The organism is Candidatus Accumulibacter contiguus (assembly GCF_036625285.1).
Classification (GTDB): Bacteria; Pseudomonadota; Gammaproteobacteria; order Burkholderiales; family Rhodocyclaceae; genus Accumulibacter; species Accumulibacter contiguus.
This window is the reverse complement of sequence record NZ_JAZKUC010000002.1, coordinates 1252812-1266878: the sequence shown is the minus strand read 5'-3', so window position 1 is coordinate 1266878 and position 14067 is coordinate 1252812. Positions and strand designations below refer to the sequence as shown.

Annotated in this window: 17 protein-coding genes; 12 read left to right on the top strand and 5 right to left on the bottom strand. The window is 64.1% G+C overall.

Going from position 1 to position 14067, the window contains the following annotated elements; translation table 11 throughout:
- Nucleotides 1-137: 137 nt before the first annotated feature.
- The 6 genes from tsaB to V5B59_RS24585 all read left to right on the top strand — a co-directional run bounded on the left by tsaB (nt 138) and on the right by V5B59_RS24585 (nt 4279).
- Nucleotides 138-815 (top strand): tRNA (adenosine(37)-N6)-threonylcarbamoyltransferase complex dimerization subunit type 1 TsaB, encoded by a 678-nt coding sequence (tsaB, locus tag V5B59_RS24610; RefSeq protein WP_169070622.1) that lies wholly within the window; start codon nt 138-140, stop codon nt 813-815.
- Complete coding sequence (gene rimI, locus V5B59_RS24605) at nt 812-1288, top strand: ribosomal protein S18-alanine N-acetyltransferase (RefSeq protein WP_308240127.1); 477 nt, start codon at nt 812-814, stop codon at nt 1286-1288. Before tsaB ends, rimI begins: the two co-directional genes overlap by 4 nt.
- Nucleotides 1285-2142: a uracil-DNA glycosylase gene (locus V5B59_RS24600; RefSeq protein ID WP_332352444.1), complete on the top strand. Its 858-nt coding sequence runs from the start codon at nt 1285-1287 to the stop codon at nt 2140-2142. Before rimI ends, V5B59_RS24600 begins: the two co-directional genes overlap by 4 nt.
- 89 nt (nt 2143-2231) lie before the next feature.
- The gene (locus tag V5B59_RS24595; RefSeq protein WP_169070641.1) at nt 2232-2900 is read left to right on the top strand and encodes a LemA family protein; all 669 of its coding nucleotides are present in this window, start codon (nt 2232-2234) and stop codon (nt 2898-2900) included.
- 3 nt (nt 2901-2903) lie between these two features.
- Nucleotides 2904-3782, top strand: coding sequence for a TPM domain-containing protein (locus tag V5B59_RS24590; protein ID WP_332352443.1), 879 nt, complete (start codon nt 2904-2906; stop codon nt 3780-3782).
- Nucleotides 3782-4279, top strand: coding sequence for a TPM domain-containing protein (locus tag V5B59_RS24585; RefSeq protein ID WP_169070623.1), 498 nt, complete (start codon nt 3782-3784; stop codon nt 4277-4279). Before V5B59_RS24590 ends, V5B59_RS24585 begins: the two co-directional genes overlap by 1 nt.
- Nucleotides 4280-4353: 74 nt before the next feature.
- Here V5B59_RS24585 and V5B59_RS24580 read toward each other — a convergent pair whose 3' ends face one another.
- Nucleotides 4354-4875 carry an Lrp/AsnC family transcriptional regulator gene (locus V5B59_RS24580; protein ID WP_169070624.1) on the bottom strand — a complete coding sequence of 174 codons (522 nt, stop codon included), beginning with the start codon at nt 4873-4875 and terminating at the stop codon, nt 4354-4356.
- Nucleotides 4876-4959: 84 nt separating this feature from the next.
- Nucleotides 4960-6222, bottom strand: a complete 1263-nt coding sequence (lplT, locus tag V5B59_RS24575) for a lysophospholipid transporter LplT (protein WP_288130506.1) — start codon at nt 6220-6222, stop codon at nt 4960-4962.
- A 167-nt stretch (nt 6223-6389) separates the two neighbouring features.
- On the opposite strand from lplT, the gene V5B59_RS24570 reads away from it, so the two are divergent.
- From V5B59_RS24570 to radA, 3 genes are read left to right on the top strand one after another with little or no spacing between them, the layout of a single operon-like run.
- Entirely contained in the window at nt 6390-7292 is a 903-nt protein-coding gene (locus tag V5B59_RS24570) for a LysR family transcriptional regulator (protein WP_034918562.1), read from the top strand.
- On the top strand, nt 7292-8398 hold the full coding sequence (gene alr / locus V5B59_RS24565; protein ID WP_169070625.1) for an alanine racemase: 1107 nt from the start codon (nt 7292-7294) through the stop codon (nt 8396-8398). Before V5B59_RS24570 ends, alr begins: the two co-directional genes overlap by 1 nt.
- A gap of 2 nt (nt 8399-8400) precedes the next feature.
- The gene (gene radA, locus V5B59_RS24560) at nt 8401-9783 is read left to right on the top strand and encodes a DNA repair protein RadA (protein ID WP_034918560.1); all 1383 of its coding nucleotides are present in this window, start codon (nt 8401-8403) and stop codon (nt 9781-9783) included.
- An 83-nt stretch (nt 9784-9866) separates the two neighbouring features.
- Here the strand turns inward: radA and V5B59_RS24555 are convergent, their stop codons facing one another.
- Nucleotides 9867-10511, bottom strand: a complete 645-nt coding sequence (locus V5B59_RS24555; protein WP_248594885.1) for a protein-L-isoaspartate(D-aspartate) O-methyltransferase — start codon at nt 10509-10511, stop codon at nt 9867-9869.
- Nucleotides 10512-10888: 377 nt separating this feature from the next.
- Between V5B59_RS24555 and V5B59_RS24550 the strand changes: the two genes are divergently transcribed.
- Nucleotides 10889-11776, top strand: a complete 888-nt coding sequence (locus tag V5B59_RS24550) for a DMT family transporter (protein ID WP_034918558.1) — start codon at nt 10889-10891, stop codon at nt 11774-11776.
- Here the strand turns inward: V5B59_RS24550 and V5B59_RS24545 are convergent.
- Both V5B59_RS24545 and V5B59_RS24540 read right to left on the bottom strand, forming a co-directional pair.
- Nucleotides 11773-12594, bottom strand: a complete 822-nt coding sequence (locus V5B59_RS24545) for an alpha/beta fold hydrolase (RefSeq protein WP_034918555.1) — start codon at nt 12592-12594, stop codon at nt 11773-11775. The two genes, V5B59_RS24550 and V5B59_RS24545, sit on opposite strands and share 4 nt — an antisense overlap.
- A 35-nt stretch (nt 12595-12629) precedes the next feature.
- Nucleotides 12630-12944 carry a DUF465 domain-containing protein gene (locus V5B59_RS24540; protein WP_308240129.1) on the bottom strand — a complete coding sequence of 105 codons (315 nt, stop codon included), beginning with the start codon at nt 12942-12944 and terminating at the stop codon, nt 12630-12632.
- A 215-nt stretch (nt 12945-13159) separates the two neighbouring features.
- Here V5B59_RS24540 and V5B59_RS24535 point away from each other — a divergent pair, with 215 nt between their 5' ends.
- Together V5B59_RS24535 and greB are read left to right on the top strand one after the other, a co-directional pair.
- A complete protein-coding gene (locus V5B59_RS24535; protein ID WP_169070627.1) occupies nt 13160-13480 on the top strand; it encodes a hypothetical protein in 321 nt (106 codons plus the stop codon).
- Nucleotides 13452-13988: a transcription elongation factor GreB gene (greB, locus tag V5B59_RS24530; protein ID WP_034911051.1), complete on the top strand. Its 537-nt coding sequence runs from the start codon at nt 13452-13454 to the stop codon at nt 13986-13988. The genes V5B59_RS24535 and greB overlap by 29 nt, the downstream gene beginning before the upstream one ends.
- Nucleotides 13989-14067 lie beyond the last annotated feature (79 nt).

Sequence of the window (14067 nt, the reverse complement as noted above, 5' to 3'; positions counted from 1 at the left end):
ACGTCGGCAGCGTTATTGGGCGTCGAATCCTGCTACGTCAGGGGGAAGATCCGGAACACTTCCCTGCGGATGGGGGGGCAGCGCGCGAGCCGGAGCCGGATGGCGACGGCGGCGAGCAGGACGGGTAGAATAGACGCATGAATCTGCTGGCCATCGAAACCTCGACTGATCTCGGCTCCATTGCCCTCTGGTGTGATGGCGTCGTGTTGCGGCGTTTCTGCCCGGTCGGCATTGCGCATTCGGAAACGCTGCTGCCGCTGATCTGCGCAACGCTCTGCGAAGCCGAGCTTGGCTTTGCCGACCTGCACGGAGTCGCTTTTGCTGCCGGTCCCGGCTCTTTTACCGGTCTGCGGGTCGCTTGCGGCGTCGCCCAGGGTCTGGCTTTCGCCCATCAGCTACCGGTCATTCCAGTCGGCACCCTCGATGCCATGGCGCTGGCCAGTGGCGGGGAACAGGTACTGGTGGTGCTCGACGCGCGCATGGGTGAGGTCTATTACGGCCGGTTTTCAAGGGCCTTACCACTCGGCGAGGTGGTGGTCTGCCAGCCATCGGCCTTGCCGCTTCCCGACTCGGCTGGTTGGCTGGCTTGCGGTAATGGCCTCGCCGCCTATCCCTTGCTGCGTGCGCGGCTGGCCGGCTGCGTACACCGATGGCAACCCGAACTGATGCCTGCTGCCGATGCCGTTGCCTGTCTCGCCGCGCCACGCCTGGCGCGCGCTGAGGGTATCGATGCGGCTGCAGCAGCGCCGCTGTACATTCGCAACAAGGTCGCGCTGACGGTTGCCGAGCGCCTGGCCACGGGAGGGAAAGCGTGAGCGCCGTGCTCGCACCGCGGCTGTCGATGCTGCCGATGCACCCTGCCGACCTCGACGAGATCGTCGAGATTGAAAATCGCGTCTACCCGTTTCCCTGGACGCGGACCAATTTCATCGATTCGATCGCTTGCGGCTACAGTGTCTGGGGGTGTCGTTTCGCCGACGAACTGGTGGGCTACTATGTGCTGATGATGGCCGTGGACGAGGCACACCTGCTCAACATCAGTGTCGCCGGGAAGCGCCAGGGAATGGGTTTTGGTGCCCGCCTGTTGCGCCACGCCATGCGCCTGGCGCAGCTGGCGGGGGCAACCAGCATCCTGCTCGAGGTGCGTCCGTCGAACGTGCCGGCACTGACGATCTATCGGCATTTCGGCTTTCAACAGATCGGCGTGCGACGCGGCTACTACCCGGCAGAAAAGGGATCCGAGGATGCGCTGGTGATGCGGCTGGCGCTGGCAGAGGTGGCCCAATGATCGCCAGGAAGCCGGCCGGTGGGCCATTGACACGTGCCCAACTGCTGCGCGAGATCGGCCTGTCGCCGCAGTGGCAGTTGCGCGAGCAGCGCGCGGTGACGCTGCCGACGCCGGGTGTGCCGGCAATCACTCCAGCCGAACGGCGTCCTGAAGCGCCAAACGCGATCGCTACGCCCGCCGCAGTCACCGATCTGGCGCCGACCGCTGCCCCTGCCTCAGCGCGGCCGCAGGACATCGCCGGCATGTCCTGGGAGCAATTACAGCACAGCGTTGCCGCCTGCCGGGCCTGCGCGCTTTGCCAGCAGAGGCGGCAGGCAGTGCTCGGCGTTGGCGATGTCGCCGCCGACTGGCTGTTCATCGGCGAGGGACCGGGGGCGGAAGAAGACGCGCGTGGCGAGCCTTTCGTCGGCCCTGCTGGAAAACTGCTCGATGCGATGCTCGCGGCGATCGACCTGCAGCGTGGCGAGGATGTCTACATCGCCAATGCCGTGAAGTGTCGTCCGCCCAACAATCGAACCCCGGAGGCCGCCGAGATCGCGACCTGCGCACCCTATCTGCGGCGACAGATTGCGCTGATCCAGCCGCGACTGATTGTTCTGCTGGGCCGCGCAGCGGCGCATGCGCTGCTCGGTGAACTCGGTTCGCTGGCCAGCCTGCGCGGCAAGACCTTCGCGTATCCTGCGCCGCAGGGCGGCGGGAGCACCATCCCGGTGGTGGTGACCTACCATCCGGCTTACCTGTTGCGCACCCTGCCGGACAAGGCCAAGGCCTGGGAGGATCTGTGCCGCGCGCGCGCGCTGATGCGTGCAGCGAAGACCGCTGCAGCGCAAACCGCCGGTTCCTCGCCTGCCTAGCCCGCTGGTGCGGCTTGCGCCCTCTTGAGAAATCAGCGAAAGTCGCCAACTGGGCTGTACCCTGTTCATCCCTCATCAAGGAAAATGTCATGCGACTGCGAATTCCGACCCTCCTGACCCTCCTGGTACTGCTTGCCGGGCTGCTCTCCGGCTGCGGCTACAATACCTTTCAGACCGGCGACGAAGCGATCAAGTCGGCCTGGTCCGAAGTGCTCAACCAGTATCAGCGGCGAGCCGACCTGGTACCGAACCTAGTGGCCACCGTGCAGGGCTATGCCAGTCACGAAAAGGATGTGCTGACCCAGGTCACGCAGGCACGCGCGCGGGTGGGTGCGATCCAGGCAACGCCGGAACTGGTCAATAATCCCGAGGCCTTTGCCAAGTTCCAGCAGGCGCAGGCCGGTCTCACCAGTGCCCTGTCACGTCTGCTGGTGGTTTCCGAAAACTATCCGCAGTTGAAGGCCGATGCCGCTTTCCGCGACTTGCAGGCACAACTCGAAGGCACCGAGAACCGGATCACCGTGGCCCGTAACCGTTACATCAAGGCCGTCGAGGGCTACAACGTTTCGGTGCGTACCTTTCCGAACAATCTCACGGCGATGCTCTTCGGCTACACCGTGAAACCGAATTTCAGTGTCGAGAACGAGAAGGCGATCTCGACGGCGCCGAAGGTTGACTTCGCCAGACCAGCACCGGCGTCGCCTGCCGCCGCAGCGCCGACAGACGCCGGCAGGCCTTCACCGGCGCCCGGTTACTAGGCCGTGCCGTTCCTCCCTGCCCGCCTTGCGGCCTGGCTGTTGAGCCTGCTGCTGCTCGTCGGCGCAGGCATCGCCGGCGCCGACGAGCAGCAGGCGATTCCACGGCTGGCGGCGCGGGTGACCGATCTGACGAGCACGCTTGCCGCTGGGCAGCGCGAGCGGATCGACGCCAAGCTGGCCGCTTTCGAGCACGCGAAAGGGTCACAGATCGCCGTCCTGATCGTTCCGACGGTGCAGCCGGAAAGTATCGAGCAATACGCGCTGCGCGTCGTCGAGTCCTGGAAACTGGGTCGCCGCGGCATCGATGACGGCGCGCTGCTGCTGGTCGCCAAGAACGACCGGAAACTTCGCATCGAAGTGGGCTACGGTCTGGAAGGCGCGCTCAACGATGCAACCGCGAAGCGAATCATCAGCGAGACGATCAGCCCGCGTTTCAAAAAGGGGGATTTCTATGGCGGCATTGATGCCGGGGTCGACGCGATGATGCAGGTGATCGCCGGTGAAGCGCTGCCGCCTGCGGCACGCGTCGATGGCGCTCGGCGTGCCGATGTAGACGATCATTTCGAGATGCTGCTGTTGATCGGTTTCGTCCTGGTATTTGTAGTTGGCGGCGTCCTGCGAGCCATTTTCGGGCGTTTTCTGGCGGCTGGCATGGTCGGTGTCGCCGCCGGGGTGATCGCTGCGATGCTCATCTCGTCGGTGCTGATCGCCGCCGTTCTGGGGGTGGTGGCCGCCATCATTTCACTGTTTCTCGGCATGCGGGGTGGCACCGGCTGGTCATCCGGCGGCATTTCCTGGGGCGGTGGTGGCGGGAGCAACTCCGGGGGCTTTTCGGGAGGCGGCGGCAGCTTCGGCGGCGGCGGGGCTTCGGGAGACTGGTGATGCGATTGCAGAGAATTTTCCGCCATCTGGTGCTGCCGCACTGGTGGGTGTTGCGCGCGCTTCCCGCAGCATCGTTGCAGCGAATCGAGCGGGCGGTTGCTGCCTCGGAATCGACGCATCGTGGCGAGTTGCGCGTGCTGGTCGAAGCCAACCTGCCCCTGTCCTGCCTGTGGCGCGGCCAGTCGGCACGGGCGCGGGCGATCGAACTGTTTTCGCAGTTACGGGTATGGGACACCGAGGAGAACAGCGGCGTGCTGATCTATCTGCAGTTGATCGATCGGCGTGTGGAAATCGTCGCTGACCGCGGCATCAACGCCTGTGTTGGCCAGGAATTCTGGGACCGCGTCTGCCGCCACATGGAAAACGCTTTCCGGAGCGGGGATTTCGAGGGCGGTACGCTGCTCGCATTGCGCACGATCACCGCAGCGCTGGCTGAACACTTCGCTGCCACAGGCGAAAAGCCCAACGAGTTACCCAATGCTCCGCTGGTGCTGTAATCTGAAAGTCGTGCCTGCGACTCACGAGTCCTGCCCTCCCCGGCAGGCGGGAGAGCATGCCAAGGGGTGAGGGATCAACTTTCGGCATAACGCACGCGCTGGCGTGGCTTGCTCGGCTGGGTGAGGTGATCGAGAGGCAGGACATGCGTCTGCTTGACCGTTTGCAGGGCAATGCTGGTCTTGATGCGGGCAACGCCGGGCAGGCACAGCAGGCGCTTCATCATCAATTGGGAAAACACTGCCAGATCAGGAACCACGATTCGCAACATGTAATCGGCGTCGCCGCTGACGGAGAAGCAGTCGATGACTTCCGGCATCGCCGCGATGGCGTTTTCAAAGGCCTCGCTGGCTGCATCGTTGTGGCGTTCGAGGATCACCTGGGCAAAAGCAGTGACCCCCAGGCCCAGTGCCGTGGGGGCAAGCAGCGCGACGTAGCCGGCGATGATGCCATCCTCCTCGAGCCGCTGGATGCGGCGACTGATCTGTGACGCGGAAAGACGGATCTGTTCGCCGAGCGTCGCATTGGTGGCGTTGCCCTTGCGCTGCAATGCGTCGAGCAATGCAAGATCGTAACGGTCGATGGTGATTTTTGACATGATCAGGGCTTTTTATGCATGAAATATGCACAGTATAGCGGTTTTTGTTCATGACTCAAGCAGCAGAGGATTGCTCGTGTCAGTTCAGAGCGAACTGTCGTCGAGCTGACTGACATCATCCCGGATCTCCTGGTTGGCTTCATGGCGGCCCTTGACGAGCCACATCGCCCCACTGACGAACATGCCGAACAGGGAAATCACCAGATAAATCGAAATGTTGGCGCGCATCATCAGGAAATACAGACCGGTCATGGCCAGGATCGACAGATTCTCGTTGAAGTTCTGGACGGCAATCGAATGTCCGGCACCCATCAGGATATGGCCGCGGTGCTGCAGTAGCGCATTCATCGGCACCACGAAGAAGCCGGAGAGCGCGCCGATCAGGACCAGCAGGGGAATCGCCAGCCACAGGTGATGGACAAAGTTCATCACCAGGACGATGATCCCCATGGCGATGCCGAGCGGAATCACGCGCACCGACTTGCGCAGGGTGATCATTCTCGCCGCGCCGGCGGCACCCAGCGCCACACCGACGGCGACCACGCCCTGCAGCATGCTCGATTTCGAGAGGCCGAGATGGAGCGCAGTTTCGGCCCATTTGATGACGATGAACTGGAGGGTGGCGCCGGCGCCCCAGAACAGGGTGGTCACCGCCAGCGACACTTGGCCCAGGCGGTCGCGCCAGAGCAGAGCCAGGCAATGATTGAACTCGCGCAGCAGATACCAGGGGTTCTTGTGCAGCACACGGTGATCGACGCCGGTGTCGGGAATATAGAGGTTGAACAGTGCCGCGAGCAGGTAGAAAACGGCGACAAAGCAGAGCGACATTTCGCCGATGGTATCGACGCCGGTATCAATGACCGGAAAATCGAGGGCGAGCAGGCTGTAGGCGACCTCCGGCTGGATCAGCGTGCCGCCGACGACGACGCCGAGGATGATCGCACCGACCGTCAGCCCCTCGATCCAGCCATTGGCGACCACCAGCAGACGGTGCGGCAGGTATTCGGTGAGGATGCCATACTTGGCCGGCGAGTAGGCGGCCGCCCCGAGACCGACGACGGCATAGGCCAGCAAGGGGTGAACATCCCAGAACATCATCGCGCAGCCGAAGATCTTGATCCCGTTGCTGATGAACATCACCCGCCACTTCGGCATCGAGTCGGCAAAGCCGCCGACGAAAGCCGCGAGCGCGACATAGGAGACCGTGAAGAAGGTCTTGAGCAGCGGCTCGTACTCGCTCGGTGCGTGCATTTCGCGCAGGATCGAGATGGCGACGATGAGCAGGGCATTGTCGGCCAGCGCTGAAAAAAACTGCGCAGCCATGATGATGTAAAAGCCGAAAGGCATTGGAAATGATGATGCCCCTGTGATTAGGTGTTGGCCTTATACCATGAAAGACGCCAACTTGTTAGCACCGCTGGCAGCCAGCAGCGAGGAATTCGGCGGCCACAACGCTGGCCCGCCGGGCAGTTTTGTGTTTGAATCTGGTTTAAGGGAAAAAGGAGAGATGGCCGGTGGCAGATCGTCGATTACAGGTATTTCACGCGGTGGCCAGACACCTTTCCTTTACCAAGGCTGGCGAGACGCTGTACATGACGCAACCGGCCGTGACCTTTCAGATCAAGCAACTCGAGGAACACTTCAACACCCGTCTCTTCGAGCGCGGCGGCGGGCGAATCTCGCTGACGCCGGCCGGAGAACTGGTGCTCGACTACGCGGAGCGCATCCTTGGAATGTCCAAGGAACTCGACGTGCGCGTCGCCGAGATGACGGGGCAGATGAGCGGCAACCTGCTGGTCGGGGCGAGCACGACGATTGCCGAGTTCATGCTGCCACCGATCCTTGGCGAATTCAACGTCCGTTATCCGCTGGTGCGCGCGCGGCTGACCGTCGCCAACTCGGAATCGATCAGCAACGCCATCGCCGCCCACACCCTCGACATCGGCCTGATCGAATCACAAACCAATCATGCCAGCCTGCAGTGCGAAGTCTGTGGCGATGATGAACTGCAGGTGGTGTGCACGCCCAATCATCCCCTCTCCAGGCGTAGCGATGTCGATGCGCGCAGCCTGCTGGGGTACGACTACATCGCGCGTGAACCGGGTTCGGGCACCCGCGAAGTCACCGACGACTATTTTCGGGCTTGTGGCGTCGATCCCGAGAAACTCAGGATGCTGATGGAGTTGTCGAGTCCGGAATCCTTGAAGGGCGTGGTGGCGACCGGTCTGGGCTACTCGATCGTGTCGCGGGCGAGTTTCGAGAAGGAACGGCAGCTGGGAACGCTCGTCGCCGTTCCGTTGCGGCCGCGACTGAAGCGTACCTTGTCACTGGTCTACCCGAAAGAGCGCTTCCGTTCCAGGGTGGTCCTCACCTTCGTCGACTTCGCCAGGAACAAGCTGCGCGAGCTGTCTGCCTGATGCCGCGCCCGATTGAAGCCCGCATCGATCTGGCGGCGCTGCGTCACAACTACCTGGTGGCGAAAAGGCACGCCGGTTCGGCCAGGGCCTGGGCGGTGGTCAAGGCCAATGCCTACGGGCATGGCCTGCTGCGTGCGGCGGCAGCGCTCGGCGAGGTTGCCGACGGTTTCGCCCTGCTCGACCTCGATGAAGCGATCATCCTGCGCGAGGCCGGTATCCGTCAGCCGATTCTCCTGCTCGAAGGTTTCTTCACGGCGGCCGATCTGGAAATCTGTGCGACGTATGGGCTGAGCGTGGTCATTCATCGCCTCGAACAGTTGCAGATGCTGCGCCACGCCGCCCTGCCGGTCCCCCTGCCGATCTACCTCAAGCTCGACAGCGGCATGCATCGCCTCGGCCTCTCCGGCGGGCAGATTCCGGCCGCGCGCCGCGAACTGACGGCGCTGGCTGCGGCGGCGGCTCCTGCCCCTGCCCCAGTGACCTTGATGACGCACTTTGCCGAAGCCGACGCGGTCGGCGGTGAGCGCTGCATCAACTGGCAGCTCGAACGCTTTGCCCAGATGCTCGCCGATTGGCCGGAAGCCGCAAGCCTGCCGGTCTCGGTCGCCAACTCGGCCGCCATCCTGCGTTACCCCCAGACCGCGTATGCCTGGGTACGGCCCGGGATCATGCTCTATGGCGGCAGCCCGTTCGCCGATCAGGAGGCCGCCAACCTCGACCTCAAGCCAGTGATGACGCTGCACAGCCGGATTCTGGCGGTGCAGGAAATCGGCGTCGGCGAGCGCGTCGGTTACGGCGGCACCTTTGTCGCGCAGCGGCCGACGCGCGTCGGCGTCGTCGCCTGCGGTTACGCCGACGGTTATCCACGCCATGCGCCCAGCGGCACGCCGATTCTCGTTGCCGGTCAGCAGACGCAGACGCTCGGTCGAGTGTCGATGGACATGCTCGCCTGCGATCTGACCGATCTGCCGGGCACCGGAGTCGGCAGCCCGGTGGTCCTCTGGGGCGAGGGTCTGCCGGCCGATGCGGTGGCGGCGGCTGCACAGACCATCAGCTACGAGCTGTTCTGTGCACTGGCACGGCGCGTCCCTGTGGTCGAAATCTGAGCATGGCGCGGCCGGGGAACCCTCCCAAAACCGTTTTCACCTGCAGCGAGTGCGGCGCCAGCACCGGCAAGTGGCAAGGACAGTGCCCCGCTTGCGGGGTCTGGAATACGCTGCTCGAGACGATTGCCGAAACGCCGGCGGCTACCGGCAGCCAGCGGCGTTTTGCCGCCCTCGGCGGCACCGCTGGACTGCAGACGCTTTCCGAGATCGAAACGCGCGAAGCGGACCGGCTGCCGACCGGCATCGACGAGTTCGATCGGGCGCTCGGAGGCGGGCTGGTCAGCGGGGGCGTCGTGCTGATCGGCGGCGATCCGGGAATCGGCAAGAGCACGCTGTTGTTGCAGGCGCTGGCGGCCCTGTCGGCGACACAGCAGGTGCTCTATGTCAGCGGCGAGGAGTCCGGCCAGCAGGTGGCGATGCGCGCGCGGCGGCTGGCGCTCGACACCGGCAAACTGAAACTGCTGGCGGAAATCCATCTGGAGAAGATCCTCGCCACGCTGCAGTCTGCGCAGCCGCAGGTGGCGGTGATCGATTCGATCCAGACGCTGTGGTCGGAGCAGCTCAGTTCGGCACCGGGATCGGTCGCGCAGGTGCGCGAATGCGCGGCGCAGCTCACCCGCCTGGCCAAACAGACCGGCATCACGGTGATTCTGGTCGGCCACGTCACCAAAGAGGGCGCGCTGGCCGGGCCGCGCGTCCTCGAACACATCGTGGATACCGTCCTCTATTTCGAGGGGGACACGCACTCGAGCTTCCGCCTGATCCGGGCGGTCAAGAACCGCTATGGGGCGGTCAACGAAATCGGCGTCTTTGCCATGACCGACCGTGGACTGAAGGGGGTGAGCAATCCTTCGGCGATTTTTCTGTCACCACACGGCAGCGATGTTCCCGGCTCCTGCGTGCTGGTCACCCAGGAAGGCACGCGACCGCTGCTGGTCGAGATTCAGGCGCTGGTCGATCAGGCGCACGGCAACCCGCGCCGCCTGACGGTCGGGCTGGACGCGCAGCGACTGGCGATGCTGCTGGCGGTCCTGCACCGCCACGCCGGCATCGTCTGCTTCGATCAGGACGTTTTCGTCAATGCCGTCGGCGGCGTCAAGATCGGCGAACCCGCGGCCGACCTCGCGGTGCTGCTGGCGATCGTCTCGTCGCTGCAAAACCGCGCCTTGCCGGCCAAACTCGTGGTCTTTGGAGAAGTGGGCCTGGCCGGCGAAATCCGCCCGGCGCCGCGTGGCCAGGAGCGCCTCCGGGAGGCCGCCAAACTCGGCTTCACGCGCGCGCTGATTCCCGAAGCCAACCAGTCGAGGCAGGCGATCGGCGGCATCGAAGTGATCGCCGTGCGACGCGTCGAGGAAGCGGTCGGGCGGCTGCGCGAGCTCGAATGAGGGGTGCTCGACGCCGTCGTGGGGAGTTCTACGGCGATAACCAGTTGCAGCACTCCGGAGCGACAGAATGTCGATGACGATGACTAGCGGCGGCTGGCGGTGCCGGTCATCGGTACGAAGCGCACTGGCAGGATGGCTTCGCGCTGCAGCGTCTTTCCCCGTTTCCGCAGCAGATACAGGTTCTGATCATCGAGTTCTCCGACTGGAATGACCATGCGGCCGCCCTCCCTGAGCTGGTCGATCAGCGGCTTCGGCACGTGATCGGGGGCGCAGGTGACGATGATCGCGTCGAAAGGCGCTGCCTCCGGCCAGCCCAGGTAACCATCGCCGTGCCGCACGCTGACATTGCCGTAGCCAAGTCTGGCCAGATCGGCCTGCGCCCGGACGGCCAGCGGCTCGACGATTTCGATGCTGTACACGGCGCGTACCAGACCCGCCAGGATTGCCGCCTGGTAACCCGAGCCGGTACCGATCTCCAGCACCCGGTCGTTTGCTTGTGGTTCCAGCTTCTCGGTCATGAAGGCAACCACGTAGGGCTGCGAGATGGTCTGGGCATAGCCGATCGGCAGTGGCCGGTCGTCGTAGGCGTAGTGCCTGAGGTTTGCCGGAACGAACTCATGCCGTGGCACTGTGGCCATCGCCTGGAGCACCGCGGGATTGCTGATGCCGCGCGTGCTGGCGCTCAACTGCTCTGCGACCATGCGCGTTCGCGCACGGTTGTAGTCCATGTCGTCAGTTCCGGCAGCGTTGGTGGCGAAGAGCAGCGCGGACAAGAGTGTCCGCCACGGCGCAGCGAAACGTCGCCGCTGCTGTGGCGATTGCCAAGGGGTCGCTGCCAGGTTCGGTGCAGGTGGATGCGTATTTTCGGACATCACGATCTCCCAAGAACGGTACTGGCGGCGCAGGACGATCCGCAGCGGGCTGCAAGACTTACCCTGCACTCGGCGCTTACGAGCCGGTGATTGCGGCCTGCCGCCTGATCTGAGTATAGGTTCTCGGCAAGGCTTATGTCATCATGCATCTTCCGCAGTACCGGCAGGCTTCGCGGACTGTCCGGATTCTTTCACCCGCGCTGCCACGGCGGCAATGTTTCCGAGTTCCCTTGATGGTTCCAGCTGTTCCTGGCACAGGCACGCGCCTTGGCGGTTTCGTCTGCATCGTCGCTTCGGCGGCAGGTTTCGGAGCCATGCCGATCTTCGCCAAGCTGGCTTACGCCGAGAGTGTCGATTTGCCAAGCATGTTGTTCCTGCGTTTCGCGCTGGCCGGTCTGATGATGGCCGTGCTGATGCGCGTACGCGGTATGGTGTGGCCGCGCGGCCGCAATCTGCTGCTGCTGGTGGCGATGGGCGGGGTCGGCTACGTCGCTCAGTCGTTCTGCTACTTCGCCGCCCTGCAGTATGCGACGGCCGGACTGACGGCGCTGCTGCTTTACCTCTATCCGGCGATCGTCACCGTACTGTCGGCGCTGCTGGCGCGGCGGCGGCTGTCGCTGCTGCGCCTGTTGGCAGTGGCGGCGGCGCTGTTCGGTACCGGTCTCGCCGTCGGCGGCAGCCTCGCCGGCAGTGTTTTCGGCATTCTGCTCGGGATCGGGGCGGCGTTGATCTACTCGGTCTATATCCTGGTCGGCGAGCGCGTCACGCCGCTGGTCGGGGCGATGCCGTCGGCAACGGTGATCATGCTCGCGGCGGCGGCGGTGTACGGGCTGATCGTGCTGTCGCGCGGCGCGGCTTTCCCGGCATCGCCGGTGGCCTGGGCGGCCGTCGGCGGCATCGCGCTGTTCTCGACGGTGGTGGCGATGATCACCTTCTTTGCCGGCATGGCGCGGCTGGGTGCAGCCGATGCGGCGACGCTGTCGACGCTCGAACCGGTGGTCACGGTGATCCTGGCAGCGATCTTTCTTGGCGAGGCGATCGGCAGTTGGCAGATCGCCGGTGGTGCGATCATCCTCGCCGCGGTCGTCGTGCTGGCGCGCTCGGGTGCCGAGAAGCGTTAGCGGCTGGCGTCCGCCGGGCGGGCGAGGAAGCTCAGGAGCTGCTCGACGACCGCTTGCGGCTGTTCGTTCATCATGGCGTGCCCGCAGTCGGGAATCTCGGCGCGCAGCACCTGACGCAGAGCCGATTGCAGCGCTGGCAGGTTGCGGCGTGGCGTCATGCGGTCGCGGCGCGCGACCAGCAACAGCGTCGGGCAAGCGACCTCGGCAGCGGCTTCGAGGCCGCGCGCATAATGGTTGCAGTTGGCGAGGTCGATCGCCAGCGTGCCCGGCGGGCTGCGGCGCATGATCGCCAGCGTCACGCCGGGTCCCCAGATGCCGTGACCGGTGCCGCCGGTGAGTTGGAACTGCTGGGTCAGAGAATACTCGTTCATCATTCGAAGGACGCGGTCGGGATGGGCTACGGCACGGCTGAGCAAGGCCTCGGCGACCGGCATCGGTGCCGACGTACCGAGCAGCGCCAGCCGGTGCACGCGTTGCGGATGGCGCGCGGCACACTCGAGAGCAATCAGCGAGCCCATCGAGTGCCCGACCAGAATGGCCTGTTCGACAGCGGCGGCATCGAGCAGCCGCGGCAGCCAGTCGGCGAGAGCCTCGATGCTGCGCAAGGGTGGTCCGCTGGAGAGGCCGTGCCCTGGCAGGTCGGGAACCAGGACGGCGCAGCCGGCAGTGGCCAGAGCGCCGGCGACCTGCAGCCAGGCGTCGCGATCATTGGCGGCACCGTGGATCAGCAGCAGCGGTGGCCAGCGCGAGTTCGCCGGGTCGAAAGGTCTGCCGCCAGTGCCCAGGCGGCAGCGGTGGCCGGCGACAGTCAGTTCCATGCGGCCTTGTCCGTCATGCTTGACGGATCGTCTGATCAGGCCCGGTCTTCCGGCTCGATCAGGTGCTCGAGAAGGGTGATGCGATCCTTGAGCAGCAACTTGCGTTTCTTGAGCCGCCGGATCAGGAGGTCGTCGGGTGGCGGGTTCTGCATCAGGTGATCGATCACCTGATTGAGATCGTGATGTTCGATCTGCAGTTCATGCAGGGTGGCACGGTTTTCGGTGATCTGTTCTTCGGTCAGCATGATCGGCGATATCCCCAGTTTTTGTGAATCGGACGAGCCGGGCAAGGTCTGCAGCGCCCCGCGGGCGAGCATGCCAGGAACGACGGTGAGCAAGGTACTGCGCATCCGCCAGGCGATCACGGCTGCGGGTAAGGTGGCGACGATGCAGCGGCAGCTCAGGAGCTATGGTAGGCGCGCCCAGGACAAAAAACAACGGCGACGCGATGATTGTCGCCATCAATAAACTCGCTGCGCGCGTTCGGGACTTGCAGCATGGGGCGCTTTTGCGAATAGAATAGAGGATGCAATTGTAACCTTGAGACACCCCCGAGAGGAGGCAGATGGTTTACCACATTATCGTTTCGTTTGGGCGGGAGAGGCAGTACGAGTTCAAGTTCTCCCATACCGAACTTGCCGTCGGTTCTCCCGAAGAAGCACGCCGCTGGTTTGACAAGGAGTTCGCCGATCTCGAATGCGAACCCAGCAATCCAATGGGAAAAGTGTTGATTATCGACAAGATTCTTAATGTCGCCCGCTACGGCGGCGAGCAGCGCTTCATCGACGGCAAGGACTGGGCGACTCGTTTTGCCCGCTACACGGCGCTCGCCCTGGGGCGCGATACCGTGCGCATCGATGTTGCCGCTTTCAATATCGGCTACTGATCCCGCACTGCAGTTGCCGGAAGGAACTCGCAACTACATCACCCCGGGCGGGCACGCACGCATCCGCGCGGAACTCGAGCAGTTGTTGCGCGTCGAGCGCCCGCAGGTCGTGTCCGTGGTGCAATGGGCTGCAGCAAACGGCGACCGCTCCGAAAACGCCGACTACATTTATGGCAAGCGGCGGCTGCGCGAGATCGATCGACGCATCCGCTTTCTGACCAAACGCCTCGATCTCGCCGAAATTGTCGATCCGCTGATGCGTGCGCATACCGAGCAGGTCTTCTTTGGCGCAACGGTGACTATCTGCGACCAGCAGGGGCTTGAAAGCACCTACCAGATCGTCGGCGTCGACGAAACCGACTTCGCACGCGGACGCATCAGTTGGGTGTCGCCACTGGCACGTGCGCTGCTCAAATCTCGGGCAGGTGATACGGTACGTTTTCAGAGCCCCGCCGGCTTGCGCGAGGTCGAAGTACTCCACGTCGAGTATCTGAGCATCGAAAGTTGAAGTGTTCGGGATCGATTGCCTGCGCATCGATGCCTAACCGACGCAGCCAGCGAGAACGATCGCACCGTTGCCAGGGCTT